This is a genomic window from Campylobacter vulpis (assembly GCF_014217995.1).
GTDB classification, from domain to species: Bacteria; Campylobacterota; Campylobacteria; order Campylobacterales; family Campylobacteraceae; genus Campylobacter_D; species Campylobacter_D vulpis.
Map to the genome: position 1 here is coordinate 560,203 of NZ_CP041617.1, position 16,108 is coordinate 576,310.

The window sequence follows — 16,108 nt, forward strand, 5'->3', positions numbered from 1 at the left end:
CATAGGCGGTAAAGCTCACGCGTGAATTTGTAGCTGTTCTCTCTCTCTCTCTCTTGTAGTTGCTATATCACTTTGCAAGGGTAGTTCTTTTAAAAATAGCGGCATAAAAGCGACATTTAAAACGCCACTATAATCCATACTATCATCAATAGGATTGATTAAAATTTGCGTGTGTTTTATGAATTTTTTAGCCGCACTAGGTTTGAGATAATAACCCTGCGTTCCAGCGACATTAGAAAAGGTAATTTTGAAATTTGGCTCTAAATCATAAAAACGAGCCTCTTTTATGTGATAAAGTCTCACATACTCATAAGGACTTTTTAAAATTTTTTCTACATTTTGTGCGTTAAAAGCCTGAGTAAATTCCACATCGTCCTCAAGCACAAAAATGCTCTCATCAAGCTCTAAGCACTTTTGCCATAATTTATAATGACTTGCAAAACAGCCTTTCTCCCCAGAGCTTAACCCTCTACCATTTAAATATTTCGTCCAAGTAGGGTGAAATTTGGCAAATTCCTCTCCTCCATCTCCATTAATAGCTTCAAAAAAGATAAAGTCTAAGCTATCTTTCAAAGAGGGATTTTCGCTTAAAAGTTTAGAAATTTGCTCTCTCATAGCCTTTTTTCTGTGTGTAGAGCGTAAAAGATTAATGATAAAAACTTTCCTTTCGCATCCTTTCTATAATGCTTGTTGTGCTAAAGCCTCGCTCAAATTCAAGTAGCTTGACTTCTTTTACAAGCTCACTTCCTACGACCTCTTTACCCTCATAATCCGCCCCCTTAACCAAAACATCAGGTTTTAAGGCTTTGATTAACTCAAAGGGCGTGTCCTCCTCAAATATGCACACAAAATCGACAAAATAAAAAGCCCCTAGCATACAAGCCCTCTCATACGCTTTATTAATAGGGCGTTTTTCTCCCTTTAGCCTCCTGACACTCTCATCATCATTTAAACCCACTATTAAAATATCCCCAAGCCTTTTCGCTCGTTCCAAATAGCTTAAATGCCCCAAATGCACGATGTCAAAGCAGCCATTTGTGAAAATGATTTTCTTATCTTTTTGCTTTTCAAGAAGACTTACAAGCTCTTCCTTGCTTTTAATTTTCTTTTCAAAAGTGCTTAAACTCAAGCTTTTTATTTCCTCAAAGCTCACACTCACACTTCCTATCTTACTCACAACCACAGCCGCGGCTTCATTGGCTAATTCACAAGCCTTTAAAATAGGCACTTTACAAGCTAGACAAAAGGCTAAAATGGCAATAACACTATCTCCAGCTCCTGTTACATCATAAACTTCTAAAGCTCTAGCACTGATTAGATGTAAATCCTCATCAAACAAGGCTATGCCGTCTTCTGAAAGCGTGATGAGGGAGTATTTTAAATGAAAGTCGTTTTTAAGCTTTTTGATGCCAAGTTTTAGATTTTCCCCCTCTAAATCTTTAAATTTCAAAGCTTCTAAGGCTTCTTTTTTATTAGGTGTTAAAAGTGTGGCATTTTCATATTTACTATAATCGTCTCCTTTTGGGTCGATTAAAATAGGGATATTAAGTGCATTTGCTTTACAAATAAGGGCTTGACATACTTTTTTACTCAACACCCCCTTTCCATAATCGCTTAAGATAATTGCCTCAAAATCTTTTGCTATCTCATTAAAATTTGAGATTAACTCCTCTTCTAATTCGATTTTAGAGCTGTCCTCCTCATCAAGTCTTAAAACCTGCTGATTGTGTGCTAGAATGCGCGTTTTAAGAGGAGTTTTGCGTCCTTTTTGCGTAAGAATAATACCTTTTAAATGACGCTTTAAAAACTCTCCCGCCTCATCATCACCCACAACGCCAAGCGCGAAAACTTCGGCATTAAGATTAGTCAAATTTGCATAGACATTTGCCGCTCCACCTAGCCTTTTATCTTGTTTTAGGGCTTTTGCGATTAAAACGGGAGCTTCTGGGCTTATCCTCTCACACGCACTCCAAATGTAATTATCCACCATAAAATCGCCCACAACAAGAATTTTAGGGCTTTGTTTGCTTAAATTTTCAAGCATTATATTCCTTTTCAAAAATGCGTTTAATCTCAGGCAAATAGTCCTTAATCCCATCTTCAAGCTCAAATTCACCCTTATAAAAATTCTCGCTTAAATGTGCCTGGGTGTGAAATTGATAAGCTTTTTTGTAAGGATTTTCTATCCATTTATAGGCTAAATTTGTGCCAAATTCTTTTTGTAAAATATCCACAATGTCCTTAAAACTCCTTGCCTTACCACTGCCTACATTATAAATTCCACTTTTTGTCTCTAAGGCTCTTAAATTCGCATTTACAACATCTTTTATATAGGTAAAATCCCTATAAATTTTCTCACTTCCCTCAAATAAACGCGGATTTTTCCCACTTAAAATTTGTAAGCCAAATTGTAAAACCATCGAAGCGGTTTTACCCTTAAAAAATTCATTTTTTCCATAAATGTTAAAATAGCGTAGCCCCACGATGTGAAGTTCATTGAAATATTTTTGTGCAAGTTTATCCATCATTAACTTAGAAAAAGCGTAAGGGTTTTTAGGCTCTTCAAAGCCTACTTTTTGAGGGCTTGGCATATCTCCATACACGCTAGCCGAACTTGCATAAATGAGTTTAGAATCGCACTTAATGGCAAGTTTAATAAAATCTTTAAAGCTATTTAAATTCACGCTTAAAACCTGGGTTTGATTATAAGCTGTGGTGTCCGAAATGGCTGCTTGATGAAAGATAATATCAGGTTTAAATTCACGCATCACATCAAAGCTTTTAGCCTCACAAATATCACCTACAAAAAGTTCTCCCTTAAAATCAAGCAAATTTTTAAAATGCCCAAAGCTCTCTAAATTTCCATTATCTAGCCTTTTATCACTTCGCATTTTATCGATGATTAAAACTTCGTGCTTTTCTTGTAGAGCAAGAGCTAAATTTGAGCCGATAAAGCCCGCTCCTCCTGTGATGACTATACGCATATTTCCCCCTTTTTGATATCACTTAAAAGTGCATTTAAATTTGCATAATGATGAAAAAAATCACCCTTTTGATTAGGGTTGATAAGATAGAGTTTTTTAAGTCCAGCTTTAAGTCCAGCTTGCATATCTGTGAGATTATCGCCTATGAAAAGAGAATTTTTTCTATCAATGTCATATTCTTCATAAGCTTTAAAAAACATACCGGGCTTTGGCTTTCTACACTCACAACCCTCCAAATGCGGACAATGATAAATTTTATTTATGAAAATTCCTTTTTTAGCAAATTCTTCGCACATAAAGGTGCTTAATTTTGCGAAATCTTCTTCGCCATAATAGCCTCTTGCAATGCCTGATTGATTTGTTATAACAAAAATGAGATAGTCTTTTTGCATAAAAATTTGACAAAGCTCAAAAATTCCCTCACAGAATTCAAAATCTTCTATCTTATACACATATTTTTTATCGACATTTATCACGCCGTCCCTATCTAAAAATAAAGCTCTTTTCATAAGTCAATTATAATTAAATTTTTTAAATGATTAAGAAATTTAAGAAGTATTAAATTTTTAAAGATATACTAACGAGATTTTGTAAAAAGGAGATAAAATGAAAAAGTTTGTTGCAATTTCAGCTTTAGCCTGTTTAGGTGTTTCAGCTTATGCGGCAGATGGTGCTACACTTTATAAAAAATGTGCAGTTTGCCACGGACCAAAGGCTGATAAAGTGTATCTTAATAAGGTCCCAGCACTTAAAAGCATTTCAAGTGCTGAAAGACTCCAGTATATGAAAGAGTATTCAGAGGGCAAAAGAAATGCTTATGGACAAGGTGCGATTATGAAAATCAACCTTAAAGGTTTAACGGAGGAAGATTTTAAAGCTATTGAAGCTTATATCGAAACCCTGTAATTAAGGCTCTTTTTGAGCCTTTTTTTCTACTGCTTCTTTCTTTCTACGCTCTAATTCTACTGCTTCTTTTAGATTTTCTTCATCATCATTTAGTGTTGTGAATTTATAATCATCGTCAAATTGCCTATTTTTAATCCCCCAAAGCAAGGTCGCAAGTATGATGAAAAAAACGAGGATAGAAACGCCCATCATCATCATTATAACCAAATTCATTTTTTAATCCTTAGTGCATTTAAAACGACTATTATACTACTAAAAGACATCGATAGTGCTGCGATGAGAGGATTAATGAGACCTAAAAAGGCTAAAGGTAGGCTAAGAGCATTGTAAAAAAGTGAAAAAGCTAAATTTTGCTTGATAATTTTAAAAGTAAATTTAGAAAGTTTAAGAGCTGTTTTTAAGGAATTTAAGTCATTTTTTAAAAGCAAAATATCACTATTTTCAATAGCCAAATCACTCCCCTCTCTTAGCGTGATAGAAACAGAAGCAAATTTTAAGGCTAAAGCGTCATTAACCCCATCTCCCACAAATAAAATTTTGTGGTGTTGCGAAAGTTTTTCCAATTCTCTCATTTTATCTTCTGGCAAACAAGAAGCTCTAAAATATGAAATTCCAAGCTCTTTGGCGATTTTACTAACGGCAAATTCATTATCTCCGCTTAGAATCATCATTTGTTTTTTTTCTTTTTGTAAATATGCTATTAGGTCTTTAGCTCCCTCTCTTAAGACGCTTTCTAGCTCAAAAAATGCTAAAATTTCGTTATTTTTAGCGAAGATAAAATGGGAATTTGTGAAGCGTTTTTTTATTTTAATGTGATTTTCTCTTAAAAAAACTTCATTTCCTCCTAAAAAAAGCTCTCCATTTAATTTTGCTTTCAATCCCCTAGCACTGATATTTTGAAGTTCTTTAAAATTTAAATTTAGCTCTTTAGCTCCTCTTTGCTTTAAAAATCCTCCAACACTTTTTGCTATGGGGTGTTTTGAAAGGGCTAAAAAGGTGTAAAGCTCATCAAGATTAAGTTTTTCATTAAGGTAAAACTGCCCGATTTTAAGTTCTGTTTTTGTTAAAACGCCTGTTTTATCAAAAACGGCAAAATCACATTTATTTAAATTCTCAATGACACTAGAATCTTTAAAAAGAATATGATGCTTAAAAGCCTTGCTTAGGGCGATTAAATTACTTACAGGAGTTGCAAGGGCTAGGGCACAAGGACAGGCTATAATTAAAACAGAAATTGCATTGATGAGTGAAAGTTCTACGCCTTCATTAAGATAGAAAAACCAAAAGCAAAAGCAAAGCAAGGCTAGACTTAAAATTGTCCTTGAAAAATAGCCGCTGATTTGACTGACAAGATTAGCCAACCTTGTCTTTTTAGAGCCTGCAAATTCTAAAAGTTTGATGATTTGTGAGAGAGTGGAGTCTTTGTAAAGTTTGGTAGCTTTGTATTCTAGTTTTCCGTCTATTAAAATGCAAGCGGATTTTACTTCATCTGCTTTTTTGACAAATTGTGGAGCGTTTTCGCCGTTTAAGGAAGAGCAATCAACACTACCTTCACCCCTTACGCAAACTCCGTCTATTAAAATTTTATCTCCAGTTCTTAGCAAAATAATATCATTAAGCTCTACTTTTTGCACATCTTTTGGTTCAAATTTCTCTCCATTAAAAACCATCACTTCGCTTTGCAAAAAATCATTTAAGCCATCTATGGTATCAAGGGCGCGTTTTTTGCTAAAAATCTCCAAATATTTACCTATAAAAACAAAGCAAATAATCATAGCCACAGAGTCAAAATATACTTCCCCTACCCTAAAAAACATCGCCCATAAAGAATAAATATAAGCTAAGCTCGCCCCACTAATGACAAGAGTGTCCATATTTAAATTCTTATATTTCAAGGCTTTAAAAGCACTTTTATAAAAACTTGAACCTGTATAAAAAAGCACAGGGGTGGCTAAGACAAATTCGAAGAAATTTAAAATATCCTTTGTGTCCCTTTCCATACCACTGAAAAAACCCGCATATTTTGCCACAGCTATCCACATTATATTCATCACGCAAGCAATGCCAACTATCATTTTGGAGTAAAATTCACGCTTTAAATTCTCTGCTTTTTTTTCATTTTTATTTGCATCATAAGCACTTGCTTTATAGCCTATGCTCTCAATAAGTATTAAAATTTCTTTAAGACTTATTTCTTTCGGGTCGAAAACGATTTTGGCTTTATGATTAAGATGATTAATTTCAAGCTCTAAAATCCCTTTTTGGCGGATTAAAATTTTTTCATTTAGCCATATGCAAGCAGCACATTCTATGCCGTGTATAAGGAGATGAATTTCGCTAAAGCCATCTTTAGTCGTATGGATAAAATCATCGTAATTTTTTAATTCTTTGCTAAAATTAACGGGCTTTAGGCTTTGATTGCCAAGTCTTTGATAAAACTCATCAAGTCCATTATCTTGTAAGATTTCATACACACTTTCACAGCCCTTGCAGCAAAAAAACAAGCCATTTTTTTCACGCATTTGTTCTGGCTTGAAATTTAATTTACAATGTTCGCATTTCATTTTTTTACTTTGAATTTTTTTGTAAGTATAAACTAAATTTGACAAAAATAAGAATTTTTTACTAAAATCACACTTTTAATTACTGCTACATCTTACAGAGGACTTATGGAAAAAGAGAAAAAACATCAAAGAACCCACATTCCCGTTGAGGGCTATAAAATAGAAGATTTAAAGCTGCTTGACTTAGAAAATTTGGTTAAGATTGCAAACGAATGTGAGATAGAAAATCCTAGAGAATTTCGCAGACAAGAGTTAATTTTTGAAATTTTAAAAGCACAAACTAAAAAAGGCGGCTTTATCCTTTTTACGGGGATTTTAGAGCTTAGTCCCGAAGGATATGGCTTTTTAAGGGGTATGGATGCAAATTTAAGTGATAGCGTAAATGACGCCTATGTTTCAAATTCGCAAATTCGCAAATTCGCTTTAAGAGTAGGCGATATCGTTACAGGACAGGTTAGAGAGCCAAAGGATCAAGAGAAATATTATGCACTTTTAAAGATTGAAGCGATTAATTATCTCCCACTAAAAGAGGCGAAAGAAAGACCGCTTTTTGATAATCTTACCCCCATTTTTCCCACAGAAAAAATCAAGCTTGAATATGAGGCGATGAAGCTTACCGGCAGAGTGCTAGATCTTTTCACGCCCATAGGTAAGGGACAAAGAGGACTTATAGTCGCACCTCCTCGCACGGGTAAAACAGAGCTGATGAAAGAATTAGCCACAGCGATTGCCAAAAATCACCCAGAAATGCACTTAATTGTGCTTTTAGTTGATGAAAGACCTGAGGAGGTTACTGATATGCAGCGTTGTGTCAAGGGAGAAGTATTTAGCTCGACTTTTGATTTGCCTGCTTATAATCATGTGCGTGTGGCTGAGCTTGTTATAGAAAAAGCAAAAAGAATGGTAGAAATGGGTAAAGATGTCATCATCTTGCTAGATAGCATTACCCGCCTTGCAAGGGCTTATAATACTGCTACTCCAAGCTCTGGTAAGGTTTTAAGTGGAGGCGTGGATGCAAACGCTTTGCATAAACCAAAACGCTTTTTTGGTGCAGCCAGAAATATAGAAAACGGAGGTTCTTTAACCATCATTGCCACGGCTCTTATTGACACAGGTTCAAGAATGGACGAAGTGATTTTCGAGGAATTTAAAGGCACGGGAAATAGTGAAATCGTGCTAGATAGAAATATTTCAGATAGAAGAATTTATCCTGCGATTAATATTATCAAATCAGGCACAAGAAAAGAGGAGCTTTTACAAGGGGTTACAAATCTGCAAAAAATTTGGGCGATTCGCTCTGCTATTTCGCAAATGGACGATGTGGAGGCGTTGAAATTTCTTTATTCTAAAATGCTTAAAACAAAAGATAATATCGAGCTTTTATCTATAATGAATGAGTAAAATATGCTTCAAGCTTTAGCCATTAAATACCGTCCAAAAACTTTTGATGAGTTAATCGGACAAAAGGCTGTGAGTGCGAGTTTAGAATATGCACTTAATTCTAAACGCCTCGCACACGCCTATCTTTTTTCAGGACTTCGTGGGAGTGGGAAAACTTCAAGTGCGAGGATTTTCTCTCGTGCTTTGGTGTGCGATGAGGGACCAAATGCCACGCCTTGCGGGGTTTGTAAGCAATGCGTAGCTGCACTTGAGGGTAAGCACATCGACATTATAGAAATGGACGCTGCGAGTAATAGAGGACTTGAAGATATACAAAGTCTTATAGAGCAGACCAAATACGCCCCTTCAATGGCACGTTTTAAAATTTTCATCATTGATGAGGTGCATATGCTCACCACTCAAGCGGCTAATGCTTTACTTAAGACCCTTGAAGAGCCACCAAATTATGTTAAATTTATACTTGCTACGACTGACCCTTTGAAACTTCCTGCCACAGTGCTTTCACGCACTCAACATTTTCGCTTTAAACAAATCGCACAAAATGAAATTTTAACGCATCTTAAAGATATTTTAAATAAAGAAGATGTGAAATTTGAAGAGGAAGCTTTGAAATTTTTAGCACGCAGTGGAAATGGCTCTTTAAGAGATACACTCACGCTTTTAGACCAAGCGATTATTTTTAGTGAAAATCACATTAGCACGGCGAAAATCACAGAAATGCTAGGCTTTTTAGACCCGTCCAAAATTAAGGAATTTTACCGTGCTATTTTGCATAAAGATAGAGAGAAAGTGTTTGAGTTTTTAGAGGAACTTCAGGACTATGAGGCAAGTAGCGTAATTGATGAAATGTTATTTTACCTTAAAGAAAGCTTTTTTGCTAGAAGTGAGGAGTTTTCAACCTTAATTTATGAAAGATTTTTTAGAATACTTTCAAGAGCTAAGAATTTACTTTGCGATGATGATGGATTTACGCTTTGCGTGATGGCTTTTATGATGATGGAAGCGAGTCATTTAAAAGAAATCGATACGCAAATAAATGAACTTCAAAATCAAATTAAAACCCCGACAAATGAGCCTCAAAAAGAAAATATTAAGCTAGAAATTTTAAAACCGCAAATAAGTCAAAATGCTTATGAGCTTTTGCTTGAAAAAATTTATGATAGGGATTATGAACTCGCTGAATGCTTTAAGCAAAGCACGAAATTTATAGCTTATGAAAATGAGGTTTTGATTATTAGTTCTCATGCACAAGGGCAAAACCGCACTTTACTCAATCAAGGCTTTAAGATCATACGAGAATTATTAAGAGAAAATTTTGGCACAAATGCTAAGATAGAAGTAAGAAAAGAGCTCGTCATAGACGAAAGTAAATTGCAAAGTCTTAAGCAAAATGTTAATCAAAATGATTTAAATTCGCAATTTGATGAACTCCGTAAAGATGCTAAAAAGGCAGACCCACAAGGCGAAGCTAAAGAGGCTTTAAAGCAGTGTTTTGGCGATCCTCGAGTAGAGTAATATAAGTATTACTTTTTGTAACTTTTTTTAATGGTGCAAAATATTATTGACTTCTAAATTCTACAAATAAATATTACTAAAAGTAACTTTTATCTTAAATTTTTTTTAAAAATTGCTTCTTTACTCACATATATTAACAAAGCTATTTTAATCTTTTAATGAAAAGGAGAAATGATGAAAATTCAAGAAGTGGTTGTAGTAGCCGCGAAAAGAACGGCTATTGGTTCTTTTTTGGGGAGCTTAAAGCAAACGAAAGCCGTAGAGCTTGTAAGTATGCTAACTCAGTCTTTGCTTGATGAAACGAGGGCTAATAAGGGCTTGATTAATGAGCTTATTTTAGGACAAGTTTTAGGAGCTGGCTGTGGGCAAAATGTGGCACGCCAAGCCTTGATAAATAGCGGTATAAGTGTCAAAAAAACAGCATATACAATCAATATGCTTTGCGGTTCGGGCTTGAAAGCTGTCCAGCTTGGTTTTGACTCTATCCGTTTTAATAATGCAGATTTGCTTTTATGTGGAGGCGTTGAAAATATGTCCTTAGCACCCTTTTTGCTTGAAAATGCTAGACTTGGTTATAAAATGGGACAGCAAAATTTAACCGATAGTATGATAAAAGATGGAATTTGGTGTGCTTTGAGTGATTGTCATATGGGCATTACAGCAGAAAATTTAGCGAAAAAATATGAGCTTTCACGCGAAGAACAAGATGAATTTGCACTCAACTCTCAACTAAAAGCCGCAGAAGCTATTAAAAATAAGGCTTTTGAGGCAGAAATTTTACCCTTAAAAATTCAAGATAAGAAAAAAGAATTTCTTTTTAGTGAAGATGAATTTGTGCGTAAAGATGCAAGTTTGGAAGCCTTGTCGCGTTTAAAACCTGCCTTTGATAAAAATGGCACTGTTACTGCTGGTAACTCTTCTGGGGTTAATGACGGAGCAGCTATGCTCTTATTGAGCTCTAAAGAAAAAGCCCTTGAGTTAAATTTACCCATTTTAGCAACCTTAAAAGGCTTTGCTAGTGTGGGTGTAGAGCCTAGCATTATGGGTATAGGTGCGGCTTTTGCAGCACAAAAGGTGCTTGAAAAAACGCATTTTGGCATTGATGATATGGAGCTTATAGAGGCAAATGAGGCTTTTGCAGCACAAAGTTTAGCTACACTTAAAGAGCTTAAAGCTGACGCTAATAGGGTAAATGTCAATGGGGGTGCTATTGCTTTAGGACACCCCATAGGAGCGAGTGGAGCGAGAATATTAACAAGTCTCATTTATGCCTTAAGAGCTAGAGGTAAGAATTTAGGTTTAGCGACTTTGTGTGTGGGTGGCGGACAAGGAATCGCTGCTGTGCTTGAGATAGAAAGGTAAAAAATGAATAAAATCATTACAAATTTAAATGAGGCTTTTAAAGACATAAGAGACGGCGTAACGCTGTTGGTTGGTGGGTTTGGTTTATGTGGGATTCCTGAATATGCTATCGCAAAGATTAAAGAACTTGGAGTTAAGGATTTGACCATAGTGAGTAATAATTGCGGTGTTGATGATTTTGGTTTGGGGATTTTGCTGCAAAATAAGCAAATTAAAAAAATCATCGCCTCTTATGTTGGGGAAAATAAAACTTTCGAACAGCAATTTATTAACGGTGAGCTTGAAGTTGTTCTCACACCGCAAGGCACACTTGCCGAGCAGCTTAGAGCAGGTGGGGCTGGAATAGCTGGCTTTTATACGCGAACAGGCGTTGGCACTTTGGTTGCGGAGGGAAAGGAGCATAAAGAATTTGACGGAAAAACTTATATTTTAGAAAGAGGCATTAGGGGTGATTTTGCCTTAGTTAAGGCACAAAAAGCAGATAAATTTGGAAATCTTATCTTTAATAAAACAGCTAGAAATTTTAATCCCCTTTGTGCGATGGCAGGTCAAATAACCCTAGCTGAAGTGGAAGAAATCGTTGATGAAATAGAGCCTGATAGTGTGCATTTAAGCGGAATTTATGTGGATTTTGTCTATCAGGGAAAAGACTATGAAAAACGCATAGAAAAAATTATCACAAAAGGATAAAAAATGTCAAAAGAACTCATAGTTAAAAGAGCAGCTAAGGAAATTCAAAATGGAATGTATATTAACCTAGGCATTGGTATCCCAACTCTCATCGCTGACGAAATAGAAAAGATGAATTTAAAAGTCTTTTTGCAGTCTGAAAATGGGCTTTTGGGTATAGGTGCGTATCCTACAAAAGAGCAAGTTGATGCGGATTTAATCAACGCAGGCAAGGAGACGGTTACGGCGGTTAAGGGGGCTAGCTTTTTTGATAGTGCCCAAAGCTTTGCGATGATACGCGGTGGGCATATTGATTTAGCGATTTTAGGAGGAATGGAAGTCTCACAAAGGGGGGATTTGGCTAATTATATGATACCGGGCAAACTTGTCAAGGGTATGGGCGGGGCTATGGATTTAGTTAGCGGTGCGAAAAGCATAGTGGTGGTTATGGAGCATACGAATAAGCACGGAGAAAGTAAGGTAAAAAAAGAATGCACCCTACCTCTAACAGGAAGAGCAGTGGTAAATAAGCTTATCACGGAGCTTGGAGTTTTTGAATTTGAAAATGGCGAAATGTTTTTGGTGGAACTGATGCAAGGAGTTAGCTTAGAAGAGCTAAAGGCAAAAACTGAAGCGGAATTTAAAATAAAATTGAAAGGTGTTTAATGTTAAGAGCTTTTACTCAAATCTGTGTTAATTTAGCATCAAAATGGCTTCCTGATTCTTTTGTTTTGGTGGCTGTTTTAACGCTTTTTGTTTTTTTATCGGTATGGGGTTTTACAAGTCAAGAGCCTTTACAAATTGTGCAAAATTGGGGTAATGGGGCTTGGAATTTACTTGCTTTTTCTATGCAAATGGCTTTGGTTTTAGTTTTGGGTCAAGCCCTAGCAAGCGCTAAGATTATATCCTCTTTTTTGCAAAAACTTGCCTCCATACCTAAGGGTTATTTTAGTGCTATTTTGTTGGTTACTTTTCTTGGACTTGTGGCTAATCTTATAAATTGGGGTTTTGGACTGGTTATATCAGCGATTTTTGCAAAAGAAATTGCAAAAAAGGTTAAAGGTGTGGATTATCGTTTGCTTATAGCGGCAGCTTATTCTGGCTTTGTAGTATGGCACGGCGGACTTTCAGGCTCTATACCGCTAACCTTATCAAGCGGAGGTGAAGCTTTAGCGAAAAGCACGGCGGGAATTTTGACTGAGGGTATCCCTAGCTCTATGACGATATTTTCGGGTTTTAATCTTACTATTATTGCTATTATTGTAGTGTGTTTGCCCTTTTTACTTGCTTCTATCCACCCTACTAAAGAAAATACTTTAGAGATAGACAAAAAGCTTTTAGAGCAAGAAAATAAAGATTTAGAGGTTATTAATCATAGCAAAGATAAAAGTTTAGCCGTTTGGCTTGAGAATAGTTTTTGGGTTAGTGCTTCCATTTCTATTTTGGGTTTTGTGTATATTGTGTCGTATTTTGTTAAGGGTGGGGATTTAAATTTAAATATTATTAATACAATTTTTCTATTTTTAGGAATTTTACTTCATAAAAAACCTGCTTCGTATATTAAGGCTATCAATACTGCTGCGAAAAATGCGGCGGGGATTTTACTGCAATTTCCTTTCTATGCGGGGATTATCGGCATGATGGTTGCTGGTGGAGAGCATAGTCTTGCAAGTATGCTATCGCAATTTTTCATTAGCATTTCAAATTCCGATACCTTTGCACTTTTTGCTTTTTGGAGTGCAGGTTTTGTGAATATTTTTGTGCCTTCAGGTGGAGGGCAGTGGGCTGTGCAAGCACCTATTATGATACCTGCTGGATTAGAGCTTGGGATAAGTCCTGCGGTAACTTCTATGGCTATTGCTTGGGGGGACGCTTGGACAAATATGATTCAGCCATTTTGGGCTTTACCAGCACTTGCTATCGCAGGACTTGGTGCGAAAGACATTATGGGCTATTGTGTTATTACGCTTTTATTTACGGGCTTGGTAATTAGTCTTGGGTTTTTATTTTTGGTCTAATCAACAGACTAGTTTAAAATTGTTGATATTTTAAGATTTTAGCTTTTAAACCTCACTTTATCAATAAAAGTGAGGTGTTTTTATAATAAAATATGTATATTCGTTGTTAGAAAATTTATTTGAAAAATTAAATAAATTATTAATAAAAAATTTTATTTTTTTATCTTAAAGAATTTGTAATAGTGTAAGTTGTGTGAATTATAAATATATATTAAAGACTTATTTTATCCTTAAATAAAAATTAAATATTTCTTACTATAATTTTTCATTACGATTGTAAATCATTTTACAAGGAGGGGATTTTGGGGCAAAAAAGAGCTTTTACGAATCTTTTTGGAATTTTTTTACTTTTGATTTTTGCTTTGTTTGCGGTGGGTTTTTATACTTTTTACAACGCAAAAGGCATTTCTTATTTTAGCAATTCAAGTGAGTCTTGCAATAATTGTCATATTATGAACGAGGTTTATAATGATTACTTGGCAGGTTCGCACTCCAAGAAAGTGAAAGGCGAATCGCGTGCAAGTTGTGCGGATTGTCATTTGCCACATCAAGGAATGGAAAAATGGATAGCAAAAGCTGAAAGTGGTCTAGCTCACGCTTATGCTTTTACCTTTAAACTTGATGAGTTGCCGACAAATTTGAGTGCAACGCAAAAAAGTAAGGAAATGGTGCAAAATAACTGCATTCGTTGCCACGGTGATTACGCTGCGGTGGCTGTAAATTCGACAACAAATCCTCACGCAGACAGCTCTTTGAGTTGTGTATCGTGTCATAGTGATGTTGGTCATAAACGCGGATTTTAAATTAGGAGGTTTTAATGAATAATAAAGGTCCTTTATACTTCGGTATAATCGTAGTTATTGCCTTAATTGGCGGAGTTTTGTGGCTTAATAATGATGTAAGTCAAAAGCAAGCAGAAAGTGTAGGAGGCATTGCGAGTAAAAATTTCGTAGAGATGAGTGATGATAATCCTACTTTTGATGAGTGGGGCAAAAATTTCCCTGATTATTTGGATATGTATTTAACTGTGGAGAAAGAAAAGCCTTTTGAAACAGATTTTGGTGGGAATTTGGCTTATTCTAAGCTCATTCGTTATCCACAACTTACCGTGCTTTGGGCTGGGTATCCTTTCTCCATAGATGCAAATGAAGAAAGAGGGCATTTTTGGATACAAGTTGATCAAATGGACACAGCTAGAAATAATAAGGATTTTCTTAACGCTCACGGCTTTGCGGGTTTTGGCGGACAGCCGACAGCCTGTATGAATTGTCATAGTGGCTGGACTCCTTGGCTTTTGAAAAATGTCGCTAAAGATGATTGGGTAGCGTTTAACTCGACTAAATACTGGACAATGATTAAAAATGTTCCAGCAGTTAATGGCTATAAAGAAGGTTCAGTAGAGCATAGCGGACCACACGGAGGCAAGAGAATGGGCGTAACTTGTGCGGACTGCCATACTCCAAATAATATGAGCTTAAGACTTACACGCCCAGCAGCCATTAATGCCTTAGTGGCTAGAGGTTATGAAAGAGATGTAGAGCAAGGCGTGAAAGCGACTAGAGAGGAAATGAGAACTTTAGTTTGCTCACAATGCCATGTGGAGTATTATTTCAAACCAACAGGCGAAAAAGTTAAGGTTATAGGTGAAAGCATAGCAAATGATACAAGCAAAAAATGGTGGAACGGCACACAAAAAACTTACGATGAATTTGACACTTGGAGAGATGGTAACAAGCCTACCGAAATCGAAGTAGCGGGGATAGAGCTTGTTTTCCCTTGGAGTGAGTGGAAAAAGGGTGAGCCATTTAGAATAGAAATGTTTGATGAGTATTATGAAAAAGTGCGTAAGGTTTTTGATAAGGACTGGGCACATAAAATCAGCGGTGCACCTATGATTAAAATTCAACACCCTGAAAGTGAGCTTTATAGTGGCGGTGTGCATGCGGCAAATGGCGTAAGCTGTGCGGATTGTCATATGCCTTATATTAGAAAAGGTGCAAAGAAAATGACTCAGCATAATATCACTTCGCCTTTAGCAGATATTAACTCTGCTTGTAAGACTTGCCATAATCAAAGCGAGGATTATCTTAAAGCTCAAATTAAAGATATTCAAAACTCAACCGCACATAATCTAAGAACAGCAGAATACGCAATCGTAAGTCTTATCACAGACATTAAAACAATGCGTGATTCACTTGGTGCTTTAGAATCTTATCAAAGCGAAGGTAAGGCAGATGTGAAGAAGATTAACGAAGAATTGCAAGAAGTGCTAGAGCTTCACAGAAAAGCACAAATGAGAGCTGATTTTATTGGTGCGGAAAATTCAACAGGCTTTCATAATCCAAGAGAAAGTTCTAGAATGCTTTTACAAGCTGTGGATATGGCTAGAATGGGTCAAACTAAGCTTGTAGAAATCGCTAACGCAAATGGCATAGCAGATTTTAAAACCTCGAATTTAGGCTTTGAAGATATGCAAAAGCTAAATCCTGGCGAGATACGCTATAAGGTTGATGTTAATAATCACAAGGCTGGAGAGCGTTATTATGAACACGATAATGTTAATGGTAGCCCTTCAAATGCTCTAATCGAAGGGGATAAAAATCTTAAGCCCTATAATTATCAAGTCGTTGATAAGCAATAATTTAAGCCCGCAAAGTCGGGCTTATCTTCATTTCACTTTCACTTCACA

General features: G+C 36.0%; 15 protein-coding genes. 9 read left to right on the plus strand and 6 right to left on the minus strand.

The genetic code is table 11. The annotated features are described in order from the left end of the window. Nucleotides 1–15 precede the first annotated feature (15 nt). The 4 genes from CVULP_RS02850 to CVULP_RS02865 are packed head-to-tail and all read right to left on the minus strand — an operon-like array spanning nucleotide 16 to nucleotide 3,493. Nucleotides 16–615, minus strand: a complete 600-nt coding sequence (locus CVULP_RS02850) for a glycosyltransferase family 25 protein (protein WP_252195542.1) — start codon at nucleotides 613–615, stop codon at nucleotides 16–18. Between the two features lie 31 nt (nucleotides 616–646). Further along, nucleotides 647–2,044, minus strand: a complete 1,398-nt coding sequence (rfaE1, locus tag CVULP_RS02855; RefSeq protein WP_099507377.1) for a D-glycero-beta-D-manno-heptose-7-phosphate kinase — start codon at nucleotides 2,042–2,044, stop codon at nucleotides 647–649. Further along, nucleotides 2,037–2,984: an ADP-glyceromanno-heptose 6-epimerase gene (gene rfaD / locus CVULP_RS02860; protein ID WP_099507376.1), complete on the minus strand. Its 948-nt coding sequence runs from the start codon at nucleotides 2,982–2,984 to the stop codon at nucleotides 2,037–2,039. The genes rfaE1 and rfaD overlap by 8 nt, the downstream gene beginning before the upstream one ends. Next, complete coding sequence (locus CVULP_RS02865; RefSeq protein ID WP_099462709.1) at nucleotides 2,975–3,493, minus strand: D-glycero-alpha-D-manno-heptose-1,7-bisphosphate 7-phosphatase; 519 nt, start codon at nucleotides 3,491–3,493, stop codon at nucleotides 2,975–2,977. Before CVULP_RS02865 ends, rfaD begins: the two co-directional genes overlap by 10 nt. A gap of 97 nt (nucleotides 3,494–3,590) precedes the next feature. Here CVULP_RS02865 and CVULP_RS02870 point away from each other — a divergent pair, with 97 nt between their 5' ends. Beyond that, nucleotides 3,591–3,890, plus strand: coding sequence for a c-type cytochrome (locus tag CVULP_RS02870; RefSeq protein WP_099462707.1), 300 nt, complete (start codon nucleotides 3,591–3,593; stop codon nucleotides 3,888–3,890). Here CVULP_RS02870 and ccoS read toward each other — a convergent pair whose 3' ends face one another. Both ccoS and CVULP_RS02880 read right to left on the minus strand, forming a co-directional pair. Continuing rightward, entirely contained in the window at nucleotides 3,891–4,103 is a 213-nt protein-coding gene (gene ccoS / locus CVULP_RS02875; protein ID WP_099507375.1) for a cbb3-type cytochrome oxidase assembly protein CcoS, read from the minus strand. Further along, on the minus strand, nucleotides 4,100–6,454 hold the full coding sequence (locus CVULP_RS02880) for a heavy metal translocating P-type ATPase (protein WP_099507374.1): 2,355 nt from the start codon (nucleotides 6,452–6,454) through the stop codon (nucleotides 4,100–4,102). Before CVULP_RS02880 ends, ccoS begins: the two co-directional genes overlap by 4 nt. A 105-nt stretch (nucleotides 6,455–6,559) precedes the next feature. Here CVULP_RS02880 and rho point away from each other — a divergent pair, with 105 nt between their 5' ends. The 8 genes from rho to CVULP_RS02920 all read left to right on the plus strand — a co-directional run bounded on the left by rho (nucleotide 6,560) and on the right by CVULP_RS02920 (nucleotide 16,060). After that, nucleotides 6,560–7,855, plus strand: coding sequence for a transcription termination factor Rho (rho, locus tag CVULP_RS02885; RefSeq protein ID WP_099462702.1), 1,296 nt, complete (start codon nucleotides 6,560–6,562; stop codon nucleotides 7,853–7,855). Nucleotides 7,856–7,858: 3 nt separating this feature from the next. Continuing rightward, nucleotides 7,859–9,370, plus strand: a complete 1,512-nt coding sequence (locus CVULP_RS02890; protein WP_099507373.1) for a DNA polymerase III subunit gamma/tau — start codon at nucleotides 7,859–7,861, stop codon at nucleotides 9,368–9,370. Between the two features lie 180 nt (nucleotides 9,371–9,550). Then, a complete protein-coding gene (locus CVULP_RS02895; protein ID WP_180753044.1) occupies nucleotides 9,551–10,732 on the plus strand; it encodes a thiolase family protein in 1,182 nt (393 codons plus the stop codon). 3 nt (nucleotides 10,733–10,735) lie between these two features. Then, on the plus strand, nucleotides 10,736–11,422 hold the full coding sequence (locus CVULP_RS02900; protein WP_099507372.1) for a CoA transferase subunit A: 687 nt from the start codon (nucleotides 10,736–10,738) through the stop codon (nucleotides 11,420–11,422). A 3-nt stretch (nucleotides 11,423–11,425) separates the two neighbouring features. Continuing rightward, on the plus strand, nucleotides 11,426–12,067 hold the full coding sequence (locus tag CVULP_RS02905) for a 3-oxoacid CoA-transferase subunit B (protein WP_099507371.1): 642 nt from the start codon (nucleotides 11,426–11,428) through the stop codon (nucleotides 12,065–12,067). Continuing rightward, complete coding sequence (locus CVULP_RS02910; RefSeq protein WP_213273040.1) at nucleotides 12,067–13,419, plus strand: TIGR00366 family protein; 1,353 nt, start codon at nucleotides 12,067–12,069, stop codon at nucleotides 13,417–13,419. Before CVULP_RS02905 ends, CVULP_RS02910 begins: the two co-directional genes overlap by 1 nt. Nucleotides 13,420–13,721: 302 nt before the next feature. Then, nucleotides 13,722–14,222, plus strand: coding sequence for a cytochrome c nitrite reductase small subunit (gene nrfH, locus CVULP_RS02915; RefSeq protein ID WP_099462106.1), 501 nt, complete (start codon nucleotides 13,722–13,724; stop codon nucleotides 14,220–14,222). Between the two features lie 14 nt (nucleotides 14,223–14,236). Beyond that, complete coding sequence (locus tag CVULP_RS02920; RefSeq protein WP_099507370.1) at nucleotides 14,237–16,060, plus strand: ammonia-forming cytochrome c nitrite reductase subunit c552; 1,824 nt, start codon at nucleotides 14,237–14,239, stop codon at nucleotides 16,058–16,060. Nucleotides 16,061–16,108: the final 48 nt, after the last annotated feature.